Source organism: Exiguobacterium sp. FD-YE-25-4 (assembly GCF_057004685.1).
Window position 1 is genome coordinate 1,027,149 of record NZ_CM168041.1, and the last position, 19,475, is coordinate 1,046,623.

Here is a 19,475-nt window from a genome sequence, read left to right on the forward strand (position 1 = left end):
ACGATTAAAGACGATGAAGGAAATGAGTACGTCGTAACCGCCTCACCAGAGACATCTTCCTAGGCTGTGAGAAGATGGGGGTCCGGTCGACCGAAGCTAGTCTGGAGTCCCCACTCACCCTGGGCGCCTCATCCGCGTTATCGGATGTTCGAGGCACGGCTTTGCCGTGCGAACGAGGGTGGTACCACGAAGCGATGCTTTCGTCCCTTTCCACAGGGATGAGCATCGCTTTTTTTCGTTTCGTTTAAACTGAAGGAGGAATTGTTGATGAAACCGCTCAAACCATTAACTGGCGCACAGATTCGCCAAATGTATTTAGATTTCTTCAAATCGAAAGGACACAGTGTCGAGCCGAGTGCCTCACTCGTACCGGTCGAGGACCCGACGCTTCTTTGGATCAACTCAGGCGTCGCGACGCTCAAAAAATACTTTGACGGCCGTGTCATTCCAGCCAACCCGCGCATCGTCAACGCGCAGAAGTCGATTCGGACAAACGATATCGAGAACGTCGGGAAGACGGCGCGTCACCATACGTTCTTCGAAATGCTCGGGAACTTCTCGGTCGGTGATTACTTCCGCGAAGACGCGATCAAATGGGGCTGGGAACTTCTGACGAGCGACGAATGGTACGGGCTCGACCCGGATCGCTTGTCGGTGACGATTCACCCGGAAGATGAAGAAGCGAAACAACTTTGGCTCGCACTCGGCGTGCCGGCCGACCGCATCATCCCACTCGAAGAGAACTTCTGGGAAATCGGGGAAGGCCCGTCTGGCCCGAACACAGAAATCTTCTTCGATCGCGGACCTGCGTTCGGCGACGACCCGACCGACCCAGAACTATACCCGGGCGGCGAGAACGAGCGTTACCTTGAGATTTGGAACATCGTTTTCAGTCAGTTCAACCATGACGGGCACGGCAACTATACCGAGCTCCCACGGAAAAACATTGATACAGGTATGGGTCTCGAGCGGATGGCGAGCGTCATGCAAGACGTACCGACGAACTTCGACACGGACTTGTTCATGCCAATCATCCGCGAGACAGAGAAAATCAGCGGCGAGACGTACCGCACCGACAGCAGCAAAGACGTGGCGTTCAAAGTCATCGCTGACCACATTCGCACCGTCTCGTTCGCGATCGGAGACGGGGCGCTCCCATCGAACGAAGGCCGTGGCTACGTGCTTCGTCGTTTGCTCCGCCGTGCCGTCCGCTATGCGAAGATGCTAGGCATCGAGCGTCCGTTCATGTACGAGCTCGTCGACGTCGTCGGCGACATCATGGTCGACTTCTACCCTGAAGTCCGTGAGAAGAAAGACTTCATCAAGAAAGTCGTCAAGAATGAAGAAGAACGTTTCCACGAGACGCTCCATGATGGTCTCGCTATCTTGAACGAAGTCGCGAAAGCGCAAAAAGCGGCCGGTTCGAACGTCATCAGCGGTGAAGATGCGTTCCGTCTCTACGATACGTACGGTTTCCCGCTCGAGTTGACGATCGAGTACGCCGAAGACCACAAATTGACGGTCGACGAGGATGGATTCAAACAAGCGATGAACGCCCAGCGTGAACGCGCTCGGACTGCCCGTGCCGACGTTGAGTCGATGCAAATCCAGTCAGGCGTTCTTGCAGAAATTACGCTTCCATCATCATTCGTCGGATACACGAACCTCGGAACGGAAGCGAAAATCATCAGCTTGATTCATGATGGAGAGCTCGTTGACGTCGTCGCAGCAGGGGAAGAAGCACAAGTCATCCTCGATCAGACGCCATTCTACGCTGAGAGCGGCGGTCAAATCGGCGATAAAGGACAAATCGTCGGGTCGGACTTCGTCCTTCACGTAAAAGACGTCTCGAAAGCACCGAATGGCCAAAACTTGCACACGGTCACGGTCACGTCAGGTGTCGCCAAGGCAGAAGTCGCGGTGACGGCTACGGTCGACTTCGATTCGCGTCAAGCGATCATCAAAAACCACACAGCGACGCACTTGTTGCATCGCGCGTTGAAAGACACGCTCGGTGAGCACGTCAACCAAGCAGGTTCACTCGTGACACCAGACCGTCTTCGCTTTGACTTCTCGCACTTCGGCCAAGTGACGGCTGAAGAGCTTCAATCGATCGAACGTCAAGTGAACGAGCGCATCTGGGCGTCAATCGCTGTCGATATCGAAGAAATGAACATCGCCGATGCGAAAGCGAAAGGTGCGATGGCGCTCTTCGGTGAGAAGTACGGGGATGTCGTCCGCGTCGTCGCTGCCGGTGACTCGGTCGAACTTTGCGGTGGCTGCCACGTCGGCAACACGGCTGAAATCGGTCTCTTCAAAATCTTGTCGGAATCAGGAATCGGAGCCGGTACACGTCGCATCGAGGCGGTCACAGGAGCCGGTGCTTACGTAGTGATGAACCAGCACATCGAGACGCTCGAGACGGCAGCGAAACTGCTCAAGACAAAACCACTCGAAGTGCCGACGCGTGTCCAAGCGCTTCAAACTGAAATGAAAGAACTCGAACGCGCGAGCGAATCGCTCAAAGCGAAACTCGCCAACATCGAAGCGTCGTCACTCACAGACGCCATCGAGACGTTCGGTGATGTCCAATTGATCGCTAAGCGCGTCGACGGACAAGATATGGACGCGCTCCGTGGCATGGTCGACGAATTGAAAGGCAAGCTCGGCTCGGCCGTCATCTTGCTCGGCTCGGCGAACGGCGACAAGGTCAACCTCGTCGCAGGTGTGACGAAAGACTTGAACGACCGTGGCTTCCATGCCGGGAAATTGATCAAAGAAGTGGCGACACGTTGTGGCGGAGGCGGCGGAGGCCGTCCTGACATGGCGCAAGCCGGAGGCCGGGATGCGACAAAACTGGATGAAGCATTGAAGTTTGCTTCACATTACGTTCAATCACTGGCATAATAGAGTGTGAAGTGCAAACGGAAAGAGGTGGATTCTTGTGAGCCAAATGGATCGCACGATGCAATTCAATTTTCCAGAAGATGATAATCGAGCCAACACTCGGGAGACACTGATCACGGTGTATCAAGCACTCGAGGAGAAAGGCTACCAACCGATCAATCAAATCGTCGGATACTTGTTGTCAGGTGACCCTGCCTACATCCCGCGTCATAACGATGCGCGAAACTTAATTCGCAAAATCGAACGAGATGAGCTGCTCGAAGAGCTGGTCAAATCGTATTTGAACGATCGTAGAGAGGATTAATATGAAGCGAGTCATGGGGCTCGATGTCGGTTCGAAGACGATTGGGGTCGCCGTGAGCGACCTCATGGGATGGACGGCACAAGGTGTGGAGACGGTCTACTGGACCGAGCCGGACTTTGAGGAAGCTGTCCGTCTGCTTCAACCGATTATTGAGCAGTACGATGTGAAAGAAGTCGTTGTCGGCCTCCCGAAGAACATGAACGCGACAATCGGACCTCGGGGCGAGGCGTCACAGGCGTTTGCCGCGGCCCTCACCGAAGCGACCGGTTTGCCGACAGTTCTCGTCGACGAGCGTTTGACGACGATGCAAGCGGAGCGGATGCTCATTTCAGCAGACGTCAGCCGAAAAAAGAGAAAGGCCGTCATCGATAAGATGGCAGCCGTCATGATTTTACAAAATTACCTGGATCGTGCAGGCAAATAAGGAGGAATTACTCATGGCAGAAATCCGTCGTGAAGAAGAAATGTACCGTATTCCAGACGAAAATGGAGACGAGCATTTATTTGCAGAAATTTTCCGGATGACGAGCGACCGCTCGAAGAAGACGTTTGTCGTTCTTGAGCCGGTCGGCAATCCAGAAACAGAAGACGAAGATGACGACACAATCGAAGTGTACGCGTTTGAAATCGAAGAACTTGAAGATGGCGAGTTCATCTTGAAGCTCGTCGAAGACGATGATGACTTCGAGGAAGTCATGGAAGCGTTCGATATCGTCAATGACGAAGTTGGTTTAGACTAATACGTGGACGGGCGACTAGGGGAAACCCTCGTCGCCCATCTTCATAACAGAAGAACAGGGGAGAAATGCGCATGAACCATCCATCGATGTTTGATGAGAAGCGTGCACGTAACCGGATCGTTCGGCGAATTACGGTCATCATCCTTGCTGTCTTTCTTCTAGTGATCGCCACAGGTGCCGCGGTATCTTATGCGTTCGTGAAACGATCGCTCGAACCCGTTGACCCAGCTTCGACCGAAACGGTCGAGGTCGAGGTTCCGCTCGGTGCAGGTTCTGGTTACATTGGCGAACTACTCGAAGAGAATGGCCTCGTGAGGAATAGCACGATTTTCCGTTTTTACACACGGTTTAAAAATGAATCATCGTTCCAAGCGGGGACGTATACGTTGTCTCCGTCACAATCACTTGACGAGTTGATCGCCACGTTGAAGACGGGGAAAGTCATCGTCGTCCCGGATATCAAATTGGTGATCCCGGAAGGCTTTACGATCGACCAAGTCATCTCGCGTCTCGCAAAACAGGCTGATATTCCGAAAGAAGAAATTTCGGACCAACTGAGCGACGAGGAGTATATCCGCTCGCTCGTCAATGAGCATGAGATGCTGACGGACGAAGTGCTCGCCGACGGAATTTATCACCCGCTCGAAGGTTACTTGTTCCCGGCAACGTATGAGTTCGATAAAGGTGTGACGCTCACTCAGATCATCGATGAGATGCTCAAGCCGACCGAACAGCTCTATCTCGAATACGGCGATGCGGTCGAAGCGTCGGGACGCACGTTCCATGAGACGTTATCGCTCGCCTCGGTCGTTGAGAAAGAAGCGGTCTCGACGGAAGACCGTCAAGAGATCGCGGGTGTGTTTGAAAACCGTCTGGCCGATGGCATGAAGTTGCAGTCCGACCCGACCGTCTGGTACGGTACCGGGGAGACTTCGATTTTCACATCGTTCAACGATCTCCAAAACGATTCACTTTATAACACATACCGCTACGAAGGGATCCCAATCGGACCAATCGCTGCGGTCAGTCGTGACGCGTTCGTCGCCACGCTCAATCCGAACGATACGGATAACGTTTATTTCTACGCCCGACCACCGCGTGAAGGATTCCCGAACGGGGAAGTCTTGTTCGAAGTGGAGTACGAGGCGCACCAACAGAACGTCAACAAGTATCGTCCAGAATGGGAAGCGTTTGAAGAAGCAAACAACAATTGACGGATATGCGACCGGAAGCCTTGGCTTCCGGTCGTTTGAATGATTAGAGAGTAAGAGGTGTACGACGTGGAACATTCATCCTATGAAGGTTACGTGGAGAACTTGGTCACGCCCCGATCGCCGTTATTGGCGGAGATGGAGGCGTTCGCCCGAGAACATCACGTGCCGATCATGGACTTGACCGGATCTGAAGTGTTGCTGTCGCTTCTCGCGATGCAACGTCCGAAACGGATCCTTGAGGTCGGTACGGCAATCGGATACAGTGCGATTCGAATGGCTGAACTGTTGCCGGACGCAGAAATCGTCACGATCGAACGAAACGCACGACGACATGAAGAGGCACTCGGCTTTATCGGACGCTCGGACGTATCGGACCGAATCACTGTCATTCATGGTGATGCGGTGGAGTTGATCGGGGCGATTGAAGGAGAATTCGATGCGGTCTTTATCGACGCGGCCAAAGGTCAGTATCAAAAATTCTTTGATGGGTATGGCGCTTTAGTACCAATTGGTGGTACGATTTACAGCGATAATTTATTTTTACGAGGGGACGTCCTGCTCGAGGATGTGTCAGTGCTTGACCGTCGACGCCGCCGGCTCGTTCGTCTCGTAAAAGAGTTTACTGAGCAATTGATGGCACGGACCGATTATCATACTGCAATTTTGCCCCTTGGTGATGGCCTAGCAATCAGTCGTAAATTACGATGAGGAGGACTTAACTTTGATGCAACATAAACCCGTCATTATCGGCGTGGCCGGGGGGACCGGATCAGGTAAGACGACCGTGGCCCGCGCGCTCGTGGATGCGTTCAAAGGACAATCGGTCGTCATGATCGAGCAAGACGCGTATTATAAAGACCAGTCAGAGATGACGATGGAAGAACGATATAAGACGAACTATGACCACCCGTTCGCATTCGATAACGATCTTTTGATCGAGCATATCAAGCAGTTACAAGAGCACAAGGCCATCGAGAAACCGGTGTATGACTATGCGGCGCACACGCGCTCGGACAAGACGATCTTGATCGAGCCGGTCGACGTCGTCATCGTCGAAGGCATTTTGGCGCTCGAGGATGATCGTCTCCGCGACTTGATGGACATTAAAGTGTTCGTCGACACGGATGCGGACGTCCGCATCCTACGCCGGATGCAGCGCGATCTCAATGAGCGGGGCCGGTCGATCGACTCGGTCGTCGCCCAATATACGAATGTCGTCCGGCCGATGCATCTTCAATTTTGTGAGCCGACGAAACGTTATGCGGACATCATCGTACCTGAAGGTGGAGAAAACTTTGTCGCCATCGATTTGCTCGTGACGAAGATTCGCTGGGTGCTCACAGAACGCAACCGGGCATAAGGAAATAAATCGTTTTCAATTTAACCTAGCTGTAATATACTAGGAGACAATGAAGGAGTGACAGAAATGGCTGAAAAACAACATTACATGACGTTAGACGGAAAAGCTAAGATCGAAAATGAATTGAACGAACTGAAGACGGTGCGCCGTAAAGAAGTCGTTGAGAATATTAAGATCGCCCGCGATTTCGGAGACTTGTCTGAGAACGCTGAATATGATGCAGCGAAAGAAGAGCAGGCAATGGTCGAAGGACGCATCGCCCAACTTGAAGAGATGCTTCGTAACGCCGTCATCATCCAAGATGACGTAGCCGACAACTCGATGGTCGCCATCGGGAAAACGGTAACGTTCTTCATTCAAGAAGATAACGAAGACGAGACGTACACAATCGTCGGTGGCGCCGAGGCCGACCCGTTCACAGGGAAAATCTCAAACGAATCACCGATCGCTAAAGCGCTTCTCGGCCGTACGGTCGGAGACGTGGTCAACGTTCAAACGCCAGGCGGCGACATGGTCGTCGAAATTAAAGAAATCAAGTAACACTAACGAGCGACATCCATCTGGAGGTCGCTCTCTTTCTGAGGAGGCACATATCATGAAAATCGGAATCATTGGAGCGATGGAAGAAGAAGTAAACTTGCTTCGCAACGAATTGACAGAACGGACAGACACGGAAATCGCCAACTATCACTTCTATGAAGGATACCTTGGCAACGTGGAAGTCGTCATTTTGAAATCAGGCATCGGCAAAGTGAACGCGGCCATCGGGACAACGCTCTTGATCGATAAGTTCAAACCGGACGTCGTCATCAACACCGGTTCAGCCGGCGGCTTCAAAAAAGGGATGAAAGTCGGCGACGTCGTCGTCTCGACAGAAGTCCGTCACCACGATGTCGACGTGACAGCGTTCGGCTACGAGTATGGGCAAGTTCCAGGCATGCCGGCGGCGTATACGGCCGATGCGCACTTGATGGACGTCTGTAAAGAAGTCATCGAGAGTCTCCATGACGTGAACGTCCATACGGGCCTCATCGTGACGGGCGACTCGTTCATCAATGACTCGAAACGGGTGGCGGACATCCTCGGGCATTTTGATGGCGTCGCCGCCGTCGAGATGGAAGCCGCTCCGATCGCGCAGACGTGCTACCAGTTTGGTGTCCCATTCGTCGTGACGCGTTCAATCTCGGACAGCGCCGATGAGGAAGCGAACTTGTCGTTCGACGAATTTTTGGAGACGGCATCGATCAACTCGGCGAAAATGGTCATGGCCGTCACGAAACGACTCGGTCAAAGCGAATAATCGAGAGGGATGCGTTGACATCCCTTTTTTATTCCCTTATATTAGTACCAGATACTAAGAATAGGGGTCATCAACATGAACATTGGAATCATTGGCATCGGTTCGTTCCTTCCGGACAACCGGATCACGAACATCGATTTGGAAAAACGAATGGATACGAGCGACGAATGGATTCGGACCCGGACCGGGATCGAGGCGCGCCATTTGGCAGACGCTGATTTGAGCGTTGCCGATATGGCCACAAAGGCTGCCGAACGGGCGCTTCAAAGTGCGGGTGTGTCGATTGAAGATATCGACGCGATCATTTGCGCGACGGCGACGGCGCCATCATTCCCAGCGACGGCTTGTCTCGTGCAAGCCAACCTTGGGGCAAAGCAAGCGGTCGCCTTCGACGTTAGCGCCGCCTGTAGCGGCTTCATCTTCGCGATGGATACGGCGAAGAGCATGATGCTCGCGAAAGGGTTGAAGCGCACACTCGTCATCGGAGCTGAGAAGATGGGCAACTTGATCGATTGGGACGACCGTTCGACCGCCGTCTTGTTCGGTGATGGGGCGGGTGCCGTCGTTCTCGGCGAAGACGAGGTGGCCGCCATCGAGTCGGTCATTCTCGGAAGTGACGGAACCGGCGGAAAGTTCTTATATGAGAATGAAGAAGGTAAGATTGTCATGAACGGTCGTGAAGTGTTCAAATTCGCCGTCCGTAAGATGCCTGACATCGTCTTAGAGGCGTTGCAAGGGGCCGGGAAGACGATTGAAGACCTCGACGTCCTCGTGCCGCACCAGGCGAACCGTCGTATCATTGACGCAGCGATTGAACGGTTAGGGATTGACGAAGCAAAAGTTGTCGTCACGATTCAAGACCATGCGAACACGTCAGCTGCTTCAATTCCACTTGCTTTGGCCGAAGCGGTCAAGCAACGGAAAATCTCAAACGGTCAAACGATCGTCGTCGCCGGCTTCGGCGCCGGGCTCACATGGGGAGCGAGCTGTTTAACTTGGAATAACGCTAACATCACGGAGGAGATTAACGCATGAAACGAGTAGTCATCACAGGATTAGGAGTCGTTTCCCCACTCGGGAACGACGTTACGGCAATGTGGGAGCGACTGTTGAACGGGGAAAATGCAGTCGATACGTTAACAAAGATTGATATTAGCCAGTATCCGGCGAAAGTCGGGGCGGAAGTAAAGGAATGGAACATCGATCATTTGGTCGAACCGAAGGAAGCGCGCAAGATGGATTCATTCATTCAATATTCGATTCTTGCGGCTGACGCTGCGCATCGGGATAGCGGTCTAGATGTGAAAGCAATCGCGGACGATGTCGGGATTTGGATCGGAAGCGGGATCGGTGGGGTCGAAACCATCGACAAACAAGCGAGCATCTTGCATGAACGGGGACCACGTCGCATCAGCCCATTCTTCATCCCGATGATGATTCCAAACATGGCGAGCGGTCAAGTTTCGATTTACCTCGGAGCAAAAGGGCCGAGCAACTGCTCGGTCACAGCTTGTGCGTCTGGAACGAACTCAATCGGTGAAGCGTTTAAAGTCATCCAACGTGGTGATGCCCTCGCGATGTTCGCAGGTGGGGCCGAAGCACCAATCACGCCGCTCTCATTCTCAGGATTCTGTGCCAACAAGGCACTATCGACGAATCCAGACCCGAACACGGCATGCCGCCCGTTCGATCAGAACCGTGACGGCTTCATCATGGGTGAAGGCGCGGGCGTGCTCGTTCTCGAGGAATATGAGCATGCGAAAGCGCGCGGAGCCAAAATGTATGCGGAAGTCGTCGGGTATGGCATGAGTTCGGACGCTTACCACATCACGGCACCGTCACCTGAGGCAGAAGGTGGATCAAAAGCAATGAACGAGGCGCTTCGTGACGCGGGAATTCGTCCAGAAGACGTTCAATACATCAACGCACACGGGACGAGCACACCACTCAACGACATGCTCGAGACGAAAGCAATCCATAACGTCTTCGGTGACCACGCGCACAACTTGGCCGTCAACTCATCAAAATCGATGATCGGGCACTTGCTCGGCGCAGCCGGCGGAGTCGAGGCCGTCATCACGGCGCTATCGATTCATGAGGGACGGATTCATCCGACGATCAACTGTGAGACACCAGCTGATGATTGCGATTTAGACTATGTCCGTGATGGAAATCGGGAACTTGATATCCAGTACGCACTGAGCAACTCGCTTGGCTTCGGGGGCCACAACGCGACGCTCGCATTCGCGAAAGTGAACGACTAATAGTAGAAAAAAGTGACAAAAACGGGTAGGGTATAAGGGTTGGTCTAACAGAGAGGAGAATGCCAGATGAAACGATTTTTCATCGGTGCCGCCTTGTTGGGTTCAGTCCTTATCCTTTTTTTCGTTATTTGGTACGGACAACGAGAGCAGGCACGAGAATTACTACCACCAGAAGAACAAATCGTGACGATCCATGGAGAGACGTTGCCGGAGCAGCCGAACACACTGCTCGCGATCGATCCGAGTTCGCAAACTGTGTTATCGCATATTTATGAAGGATTGTATCGCTTCGGAGCGGACGGTGAGATTGAACCGGGACTCGTTGAGACGATGACGCGTTCCGAGGACGGGGCGACATATACGTTTAACTTGAAGGCAAGTCAAACCGTCAATGGAAATGCGATCACGGCTGAAACGTTTGTCGATCATTTTCGCATGCTCGCCGATGACGATACGAATTCCCCGTTCAGTTTCCTCCTCGGAGATGTATTGAACGCGAAAGCGATCAGTCTCGGGACGAAAGAACCAGAGACGCTCGGCGTGAAAGCCATTGACGAACAGACACTTGAACTGACGCTCGAGCGGCCGATGGAAGGGTTCGAGCAGATGTTAGCGATGCCGGCCTTTTTGCCGCAGACGATGATTGGGGAGTGGCAAGAGCTCGATGCGAACGGACCGTTCCAAATCGAGTCAATCGACGCGGCCCAGGCGACGTTGATAAAAAACGAGGCTTATTATGATGCAGATCGCGTCACACTCGAAAAGGTTATCATCTGGGCGGATGAAGGTCTAAGCTCAGAGCCCGCCGGTATTCACCCGATCCCTTACGGCACGGACGAGGGGACAATCGAATCACTCGAAGGTAAGCTCGTTGATGTCCCGCGAAGCGGCGTCTTCTATTTGAAACCGAACGTCGACGAGTATCCGTTCGATGATGCCGATTTCCGACGCGCGCTCGCGCTCGCCTTAGACCGCGAAGCAGTGGAAGGGTCGCTCGCAAGAGCCGAACGGACGACAGAACGATTGCTCGTCACCGATCAAACGGAGACGGAGCCGACGCTTGAAGGAGAGGCGGCGACACTGTTCGCAGACGTGCTTGATCGGCTCGAAGAAGAGGAAATCGAGATTGAGTTGCTCAGCTTTGTCGATGAAGAGGCGAGACAAATCGCCCAGACGATTGAAACAGAGCTTGAACAACTTCCTGGTCTTCAAGTGAACGTCGTCGAGTTGCCGCTCGGTGACAAAGTTAGGAAAGAAGTCGCAGGCGATTACGCGTTGTCACTATCAGGGTGGCAACCAGACTACCCGGCATTCAGTGCTTATTTGACCCAATTCGAGACAAATAACTATTTGAATTCGAGCGGGTACACGGACGACACGTTCGATCGTTTGATGGATGAGGCCCGCTCGACAGAAGTACTTGCGGACCGGAATGAGACGTATCGACAGGCGGAAAAACGGCTGTTGGAAGAAGCTGTCGTTATCCCAATCTACCAAGCTGGAAGATCTTACGCAGTCGATTCCAAATATGCGGAAATCGGTTTTCCGGTCATCGGTCCTTCGTACGTCCTAACTTTTTCTAAAGTTTATGAAAAATGAGCTAAAAGCCCGTCTCCCTAGGCGGGCTTTTAGCCTATAATAAAAATTTTTTAGAAAAATCAAAATAAACACTTTGCAAAATTATCAGAATATTGTATTATTGCTTCAACGGGATTGTGGTAGCAAATTTTGTAAAGTGAGATATCTGAATTTTCTACCATCGTTCATTTCGTTAAACCGAAAAAAATCAGGGGGTCATCGCAATGAATAAGAAAAAAGGTTTTGCTTTAGCAACGTCGGTAACGCTTCTATCTAGCGCATTCCTAGCAGCTTGCTCGGGTGGGGAAGAAGAGACATCATCAAATAATCAAGGTTCTGAAGGCGGCGCAGACGAGGAGCAAGTCCTCAACTTGCTCGATAGTTCTGACATCCCTTCACTTAACCCTACACTCGCGACTGACGCGGTTTCGTTCAACGTCTTGAACAACGTTAACGAAGGTCTCTATCGTATGGACGACGAAGATAACCCGACACCGGGGATCGCGGAAGATCATGACGTCTCTGAAGACGGGAAAACGTACACGTTCAAAATCCGTGAAGGCGCAACTTGGTCTAACGGTGAGCCTGTAACAGCGAACGACTTCGAATACGCTTGGAAAGAAGTCCTTAACCCGGACAACGCTTCACAATACGCTTACGTCATGTCAATCATCGAAGGTGCTGAAGCCTACAACACTGGCGAAGGCGAGCGCGACGCTGTCGGCGTCAAGGCACTTGATGATCAGACACTTGAAGTTAAATTGACTGCACCAGCAGATTACTTCCTCGGCCTCACAAGCTTCGGCGTATTCATGCCTAAACTTGAGTCGTTCGACAAAGAGCAGGGCGAGAACTTCGGTACGTCTGCAGAAACAACGCTCTACAACGGACCGTTCAAACTCGAAAGCTGGGAGCGCGAGCAAGGCTGGAAAATGGTCAAAAACGACGACTACTGGGATGCTGAAGCCGTCAAACTTGACGAAATCAACGTTAAAGTCGTTAAAGAAGTTTCAACAGGCGTTAACTTGTACGAAAACGGCGACGTTGACCGTACTGGTTTGACTTCTGAGCTCGTTGCGCAATACCAAGACAACGAAGACTTCTCGACTGTCGTCGAGCCAACACTCTTCTACCTCCAGTTCAACACTGCAGTTGAAGCACTCGACAACCAAAACATCCGTAACGCGATTGACGCGGCATACGATAAAGCAGCGATCTCTGAAACGCTCCTTGCGAACGGTTCAATCCCTGCGAACTACCTCGTACCAAAAGACTTCGTAACTGGACCAGACGGTAAAGACTTCCGTGAAGCGAACGGCGACATCGGCGGCTACGACGTGGACAAAGCGAAAGATCTTTGGGAAAAAGGACTTGAAGAAATCGGTCAAGACTCTGTCGAAATCGAACTCCTCAACTATGACTCAGAATCTGCGAAGCAAATCGGTGAGTTCATCAAAGGTGAACTTGAGAAGAACCTTCCAGGTATCACACTCACAATCAAGCAACAACCGTTCAACAACAAACTTGACCTTGAGAACAAAGGTGATTTCGAGTTGACATTCGCTGGATGGGGCCCTGACTACCAGGATCCAATGACATTCGTTGACCTCTTCGTCACTGACGGACCATACAACCGTGGTAAGTGGTCGAACGAAGAATTCGACAAACTCATCGAGTCTGCGAAATCAAGCACAGATGCTGAACAGCGTTGGGCTGACCTTCAAGCTGCAGAGAAAATCGTTCTTGAAGAGAACGCGATCTCGCCAGTTTACCAACGTGGATCGGCTCGCCTCACGAAGCCATACGTTAAGGACATCGTTGAACACGCGTTCGGCGCTGACTACTCGTACAAGTGGGCTTATATCGAAGGCAAACAATAATTCGAAACAACAAAAAAAGAGACGGGGACGCCTGTCTCTTTTTTTGTTGTATCCAATTTGAAATCGCTACGCAGAAAAGCCGCCCTTTGAGTGTAAAGGGCGGCTTCGTCTTATTTTTTCACTTTGGCACGTTTTCGGTTGAGGCCCATCGCTTTTTCAATCTTCGCGAGATTTTTGTTGGCGACAGCTTCTGCCTTTTCACGTCCTGCATCGAGGATCGCATCGAGCTCAGCTGAGTCGACGAGTTCATGATAGCGATTCTGAATCGGTTCGAGCATGGCGACGACCGCTTCAGCGACATCTTGTTTGAACGTCCCGTAGTTCGAATCTTGATAACGTTCGACGAGTTCGTCGATTGGCGTATCGGTCGAGAGTGAATAAATCTCAAGCAAGTTTGAGATTCCCGGCTTGTTCTCTCGGTCGAAGCTGATGATCCCGCTCGAGTCTGTGACCGCGCTCTTGATTTTCTTGCGGATGACGTTCGGCTCATCGAGCATCGAGATGAAGCCTTTCACGTTCGCATCCGATTTCGACATCTTCTTCACCGGGTTCGTCAAACTCATGATGCGGGCGCCTTCTTTTTGAATGAGCGGCTCAGGAATCGTGAACGTCTCGTAGTATCGCTTGTTGAAGCGCTCGGCCAAGTCACGCGTCAATTCGACGTGTTGTTTTTGGTCATCACCGACCGGGACGAGTTCTGTCCCGTACAAGAGGATATCGGCCGCCATGAGCGTCGGATAGACGAAGAGGCCGGCACCGATATTTTCACTGTTTTGGGATTTGTCTTTATACTGCGTCATCCGGCTCAGTTCACCCATGCCGGCGATACACGTCAACATCCATCCGAGCTGGGCGTGCGCCTTCACTTCCGACTGGACGAAAATCGTCGACTTCTCAGGGTCGAGACCACAAGCGAGATAGAGCGCCGCAAGTTTACGCGTGTTGTCCATCAACTCGACCCGGTCAAGTTGGACCGTGATCGAATGGAGATCGACGACACAGTAGAACGCTTCGTGCTCGTCTTGGAGCTCGACAAACTGTTTCATCGCCCCTAAGTAGTTACCGAGCGTCACGACGCCGGTCGGTTTAATGCCAGAAAAGATTTTTGCCATGATTGCACCTCCATAGAATATAAAAAAACCGCGGTTCCCCGCCCGAAAAATCGGGACGAATAACCGCGGTGCCACCCAAATTTGCATGAAGTTCATGCCACTTGATCGCGTTAACGGGCGTGACCGTCTCACCATACTATCGTTCAGGTGAGCCACTCCGAAGTCCATTCGCTCGACGCTCTCCATCTACTCGCAGCAACGTAGACTCTCTGGGGGAAAGGGGGATCGAGGTACTTGTCTTCTTCATCGTGTTTCCTATTGTTCTAGCCATAGTGTAGCATATCGTCTGAAAAATCGGAAGGTCAAACGAGGGTGATGACGTAGGAGAGAATGATGCTACCGACGCCGACGTACACCCAACGCGAAGCCGAATGTTTTTGAGCGGCCCGTTCTTCCGGAGTCGCCTCTTCGTCTTCCTCGTAATCCGGATCAATCTCTTTCAACTTGGCGCGTCGGTTACGTTTGAACCCGTACATGATGCCGTCGAATAGTCCAGACGCGCTCATTTGAGAGAACATACCGATTGCAAAGACGAGCATCCCGGCGACGAACAGACCGCCGCTCAAATGAAACAATAACGTTTCATCCTGGTAATAAGAGAGGCTCGACCAGACCGTGTAGGCAATTGTGACAATCCCCCAAACGATTAATATACTTCTAAAATTTTTCAATGTGACAAACTCCTTTCAGCTTGGATGTGCTCCATCGAGTCATCCGCCCTATGGCTCTATGATACCTGTTGCTTGGTGGAGAAGGCGAGAAGTTCGTGTTGAAAATGACAGCGGTTTATTAGGGAGTTGACAGTTTGATTAAAAATTTTTTACAATAGCCCTAACGTTCTTTCGTCGGATACAAAATGAAATATTCAGAAAATTAAAGAAAAAGTAAGATGTTATCGTCCGACGAAACGCCATGCTTCACGATTCAGAAAGGGGACATCGCAATGAAGAAAAAATCGATTTTGCTCATGATGACACTCATCTTGGCACTCGGTTCAGTGCTCGCCGCTTGCTCGACTGGCGGAGACTCTGACGGCGGTTCGTCTTCGAACGGAGAAAAAGTTCTCCGCTTGACGGACACGTCTGATATTACAACGGCTGACCCGGCGCTCGCGACGGACGCAGTCGCGTTCAACTTGATCGCCAACACGATGGAAGGTCTTTACCGTCTGGATCAAGACGGGAATGCCGTTCCTGCAATCGCCGAAGGAGAACCAGAAGTGAACGAAGACGAAACGGTCTACACGTTCACACTCCGCGACGCGGAATGGTCTAACGGCGAACCTGTCACAGCGAACGACTTCGTCTACGCTTGGCAACGCGCTGTGGATCCAGAAACTGGTTCACAATACGCGTACATCATGAACACAGTAAAAAATGCTGAAGCCATCAACACAGGAGATCTTCCAAAAGAAGACCTCGGCGTGAAAGCAATCGATGAGAAGACGCTTGAAGTCACACTCGAGCGTCCGGACCCATCATTCATCTCGCTCACATCGTTCGGTACATTCACACCGATCAACGAAGCGTTCGCTACTGAAAAGGGTGCGGATTTCTCAACGACTCCAGAGAACCACATTTACAACGGTCCATTCACATGGTCGGAGTGGGATCGTGAGCAAGGGTACGTGTTGACGAAAAACGACGCGTACTGGGATGCTGAAAACGTCGCCTTGGAAAAAGTAGACGTACGTGTCGTCAAAGACACATCGACGGTCGTCAACTTGTATGAAGCAGGAGAAGTCGACTACGCCGGCCTTTCATCTGAACAAGTTGCTGCTTTCCAAGAGAACGACGACTATAACACAGGCCTTCGTTCAAGCGTCGGTTACTTCAAGTTCAACCATGAAGATGAAGTCTTCGCTGACGTCAATGCCCGTAAAGCAATCGCTCGTGCGGTCGACCCAGCCGGAATCATCGACCAACTCTTGAACAACGGTTCAATCGCCACGACTTCGTTCATCCCGAAAGACTTCATCAAGTATGAAGACGGCACGGATTACACGGAAGGCGTGACGCACTTTGAAACGAACGCTGACGAAGCGGCATCACTTTGGGAAGAGGCGACTGGCGGCGAAGCTGCTACAATCGAACTTCTCTCATTCGACAGCGAAGTATCGAAACAAATCTCAGAGTACATGAAAGGCCAAATCGAATCGAACTTGCCGAACGTGACCGTGAACATCTCACAACAACCGTTCAATAACAAGCTCGAGCTCGAAGCGAACGGAGAGTACCAAATGTCATTCGCCCTTTGGGGACCTGACTATCAAGATCCGCTCACAAATCTTGGCATCTTCACGTCTGACAACGGTCAAAACGACATCAACTACAAGTCTGCTGCCTACGACAAGTTGATTGATGAAGCATCTGCTGAAACAGCAATCGATGCCCGTTATGACAAATTTAAAGAAGCAGAGACGCTCTTGATTGAACAAGACCAAGCCATCATGCCGATTTACCAAGCTGGTGTCGCTTACTTGCTCCGTCCAAACGTCGAAAACTTCAACCGTCAACTATTCGGTGCTGATTACCAGTACAAATACGTCGATATCAACTAAATGAGAAGGGGGCATGCAACGTGCATGTCCCCCCTTTTCTAAAAAAAATCCGGAAATGAGAGAAAATACTATTCAAATGTTTTGTTGGTAAAGTATAATGTAGTAACAGTGAAAATTCAGAATACTTTACAAACTAAGGATTCTTCAATTTTCATGTGCTGTGCTAAGAGCCTTGAGATGACGTTTGACCTATTCTTTCAGAAAATTCCTTTCATTTTGTGAATTCAAGAAAAGGGCAATATGTCATAGTGACGCTGTTGGTGCAAGCATAGACACATTAGAAAAACAGGGGGTATTTATTTATGGGACGTTATATTCTGCAACGGCTGACTTACGGCCTCATCACGTTCTTCTTGATTGCGACGTTCACGTTTTTCCTGATGGACCTGCTTCCAGGTTCGCCGTACCAAAACCAGGAGAAATTGACTGAATCACAAATTCAACTCTTGAACGATCGTTACGGACTCAATGATCCACTTCCAGTTCGTTATGCGACTTACTTAGGGAACCTTGTGCAAGGTGACCTCGGCGTATCGTTCCGTACGGCCAACCGGCCAGTGACGGATTTGATTATGGAACGGATCGGACCTTCAGCTCAACTAGGGATTCAAGCGCTCGTCCTCGGGACGTTTGTCGGATTGCTCCTCGGGATTGTTGCGGCCATCCGTCATAACACGTACATCGACTATGGTTCAATGTTCGTATCGGTAATCGGGATTTCTGTCCCATCATTCGTATTTGCAGCCCTCCTTCAGTACTATGTAGGAGTTAAGTTGCAAATCCTCCCTGTCGCGTTCTGGGATTCACCGGCTCATACGATTTTGCCGACCATCTCGCTCTCGCTCGGTGTCACGGCGGCGATCGCTCGTTTCGTTCGGACCGAGATGCTAGAAGTGACCGGACAAGATTATGTCACGCTCGCTAAGGCGAAAGGATTGACCGGAAACGCCATCGTTTGGAAACACATGGTGCGTAACGCGATGATTCCTGCCATCACAATTCTCGGACCAATGACGGCCGGCCTGTTGACAGGTACGTTCGTTATCGAAAAGATCTTTGCGGTTCCGGGACTTGGTGAGTTGTTCGTTACATCAATTACGTTGAATGATTACTCGGTCATCATGGGCACAACGCTCTTCTTCTCGGCCTTGTTCATTATTATCATTCTACTTGTCGACTTGCTCTACGGAGTCGTTGACCCACGTATTCGTCTTGGGGGGGATAACTGATGATTGAAAATAAAAAGAATTTCGAGCAGTTCGACCAAGACATGTTCCAACGTGTCGAGATGAATGAACAGCTCGGTGAACGTATTGCCGGTAAAAGTTTGAACTTCTGGCAAGACGCTTGGATGCGCCTAAAGAAAAACAAAGCCGCCATCCTCTCGTTGTCAGTCATTGTCATTCTCGTTTTGCTCGCGTTGTTCGGTCCGATGCTTTCAGGCCGTGACGCTTACGAACAAAACATCTCACAAGCAAAACTTCCACCTAAAGTCACTGGACTTGAGTGGGCAGGGTTTGATGGGATGGCCAACCTCGGTGGACGCGACATCGATTTCTATGAACAGAAAAATGTCGAAGAGAACTTCTGGTTCGGTACGGACTACCTCGGCCGTGATCTTTGGTCACGTGTTTGGGAAGGAACGCGCATCTCGCTCTTCATCGGTTTGATGGCTGCGATCATTGATACGGTCATCGGTGTCGCATACGGTGGGATTTCGGCTTACTTCGGTGGCCGCACAGATAACATCATGCAGCGGATCGTTGAAATTTTGACAGGTGTTCCGAACTTGATTTTGATCATCTTGTTCATCTTGATCTTTGACCCAGGGGTGTTCACGATCATCCTCGCGATGACGATCACCGGCTGGATTGGGATGAGTCGACTCGTCCGCGGTCAAATCTTGAAACTTAAAAACCAAGAGTTCGTCTTGGCAGCTCGTACGCTCGGTGCTTCAAGTAACCGTTTGATCTTCAAACACTTGATCCCGAACACGCTCGGCGCCATCATCATCACACTCATGTTCACGATTCCATCTGCCATCTTCTTCGAGGCGTTCCTCAGTTTCATCGGGATCGGACTTCAACCGCCACAAGCGTCACTTGGTACGTTGATCAACGACGGATACAAAGAGCTACGGACATTCCCGTACTTGCTCGTCATCCCGTCAGTCATCATCGTCTTGCTCATGGTCAGCTTCAACTTGCTCGCCGATGGCTTGCGTGATGCGTTTGACCCGAAAATGCGTAAATAATT

18 protein-coding genes and 1 other annotated feature are annotated in these 19,475 nt (G+C 51.2%); of the genes, 16 read left to right on the top strand and 2 right to left on the bottom strand.

The features are described from left to right. Positions 1–267 precede the first annotated feature (267 nt). The 13 genes from alaS to AC13H5_RS05340 all read left to right on the top strand — a co-directional run bounded on the left by alaS (position 268) and on the right by AC13H5_RS05340 (position 13,547). Positions 268–2,907, top strand: a complete 2,640-nt coding sequence (gene alaS, locus AC13H5_RS05280; RefSeq protein WP_483546439.1) for an alanine--tRNA ligase — start codon at positions 268–270, stop codon at positions 2,905–2,907. 37 nt (positions 2,908–2,944) lie between these two features. Then, positions 2,945–3,211 (top strand): IreB family regulatory phosphoprotein, encoded by a 267-nt coding sequence (locus AC13H5_RS05285; protein WP_029595797.1) that lies wholly within the window; start codon positions 2,945–2,947, stop codon positions 3,209–3,211. Between the two features lies 1 nt (position 3,212). Continuing rightward, positions 3,213–3,635 carry a Holliday junction resolvase RuvX gene (ruvX, locus tag AC13H5_RS05290; RefSeq protein ID WP_034776916.1) on the top strand — a complete coding sequence of 141 codons (423 nt, stop codon included), beginning with the start codon at positions 3,213–3,215 and terminating at the stop codon, positions 3,633–3,635. Positions 3,636–3,648: 13 nt separating this feature from the next. Further along, positions 3,649–3,951 (top strand): DUF1292 domain-containing protein, encoded by a 303-nt coding sequence (locus tag AC13H5_RS05295; protein ID WP_034776918.1) that lies wholly within the window; start codon positions 3,649–3,651, stop codon positions 3,949–3,951. A 71-nt stretch (positions 3,952–4,022) separates the two neighbouring features. Continuing rightward, positions 4,023–5,165 (top strand): endolytic transglycosylase MltG, encoded by a 1,143-nt coding sequence (gene mltG, locus AC13H5_RS05300; RefSeq protein ID WP_034776920.1) that lies wholly within the window; start codon positions 4,023–4,025, stop codon positions 5,163–5,165. A gap of 66 nt (positions 5,166–5,231) precedes the next feature. After that, on the top strand, positions 5,232–5,873 hold the full coding sequence (locus AC13H5_RS05305) for an O-methyltransferase (protein ID WP_483546440.1): 642 nt from the start codon (positions 5,232–5,234) through the stop codon (positions 5,871–5,873). Between the two features lie 16 nt (positions 5,874–5,889). Next, positions 5,890–6,525 carry a uridine kinase gene (gene udk / locus AC13H5_RS05310; RefSeq protein WP_034776924.1) on the top strand — a complete coding sequence of 212 codons (636 nt, stop codon included), beginning with the start codon at positions 5,890–5,892 and terminating at the stop codon, positions 6,523–6,525. Between the two features lie 66 nt (positions 6,526–6,591). Then, positions 6,592–7,065: a transcription elongation factor GreA gene (gene greA, locus AC13H5_RS05315; RefSeq protein ID WP_029595793.1), complete on the top strand. Its 474-nt coding sequence runs from the start codon at positions 6,592–6,594 to the stop codon at positions 7,063–7,065. Positions 7,066–7,120: 55 nt separating this feature from the next. Then, positions 7,121–7,825 carry a 5'-methylthioadenosine/S-adenosylhomocysteine nucleosidase gene (gene mtnN / locus AC13H5_RS05320; RefSeq protein WP_029595792.1) on the top strand — a complete coding sequence of 235 codons (705 nt, stop codon included), beginning with the start codon at positions 7,121–7,123 and terminating at the stop codon, positions 7,823–7,825. 75 nt (positions 7,826–7,900) lie between these two features. After that, the gene (locus tag AC13H5_RS05325; protein ID WP_034776926.1) at positions 7,901–8,860 is read left to right on the top strand and encodes a beta-ketoacyl-ACP synthase III; all 960 of its coding nucleotides are present in this window, start codon (positions 7,901–7,903) and stop codon (positions 8,858–8,860) included. Further along, complete coding sequence (gene fabF, locus AC13H5_RS05330; RefSeq protein ID WP_029595790.1) at positions 8,857–10,089, top strand: beta-ketoacyl-ACP synthase II; 1,233 nt, start codon at positions 8,857–8,859, stop codon at positions 10,087–10,089. The genes AC13H5_RS05325 and fabF overlap by 4 nt, the downstream gene beginning before the upstream one ends. A gap of 66 nt (positions 10,090–10,155) precedes the next feature. Then, positions 10,156–11,688, top strand: a complete 1,533-nt coding sequence (locus AC13H5_RS05335) for a peptide ABC transporter substrate-binding protein (RefSeq protein ID WP_483546441.1) — start codon at positions 10,156–10,158, stop codon at positions 11,686–11,688. 203 nt (positions 11,689–11,891) lie between these two features. Next, entirely contained in the window at positions 11,892–13,547 is a 1,656-nt protein-coding gene (locus AC13H5_RS05340; protein ID WP_214752598.1) for a peptide ABC transporter substrate-binding protein, read from the top strand. A gap of 110 nt (positions 13,548–13,657) precedes the next feature. Here AC13H5_RS05340 and trpS read toward each other — a convergent pair whose 3' ends face one another. Then, complete coding sequence (gene trpS, locus AC13H5_RS05345) at positions 13,658–14,659, bottom strand: tryptophan--tRNA ligase (protein WP_034776932.1); 1,002 nt, start codon at positions 14,657–14,659, stop codon at positions 13,658–13,660. 48 nt (positions 14,660–14,707) lie between these two features. Beyond that, positions 14,708–14,915, bottom strand: a binding site (T-box leader). A gap of 46 nt (positions 14,916–14,961) precedes the next feature. Next, a complete protein-coding gene (locus AC13H5_RS05350; RefSeq protein WP_034776934.1) occupies positions 14,962–15,330 on the bottom strand; it encodes a DUF3899 domain-containing protein in 369 nt (122 codons plus the stop codon). Positions 15,331–15,602: 272 nt separating this feature from the next. Here AC13H5_RS05350 and AC13H5_RS05355 point away from each other — a divergent pair, with 272 nt between their 5' ends. The 3 genes from AC13H5_RS05355 (at position 15,603) to opp3C (ending at position 19,473) form a co-directional block, all read left to right on the top strand. Next, positions 15,603–17,219, top strand: a complete 1,617-nt coding sequence (locus AC13H5_RS05355) for a peptide ABC transporter substrate-binding protein (protein ID WP_214752600.1) — start codon at positions 15,603–15,605, stop codon at positions 17,217–17,219. A gap of 302 nt (positions 17,220–17,521) precedes the next feature. Beyond that, entirely contained in the window at positions 17,522–18,448 is a 927-nt protein-coding gene (opp3b, locus tag AC13H5_RS05360) for an oligopeptide ABC transporter permease (protein ID WP_034776936.1), read from the top strand. Further along, positions 18,448–19,473: an oligopeptide ABC transporter permease gene (opp3C, locus tag AC13H5_RS05365; protein ID WP_034776938.1), complete on the top strand. Its 1,026-nt coding sequence runs from the start codon at positions 18,448–18,450 to the stop codon at positions 19,471–19,473. The genes opp3b and opp3C overlap by 1 nt, the downstream gene beginning before the upstream one ends. The last annotated feature ends 2 nt before the right edge of the window (positions 19,474–19,475 follow it).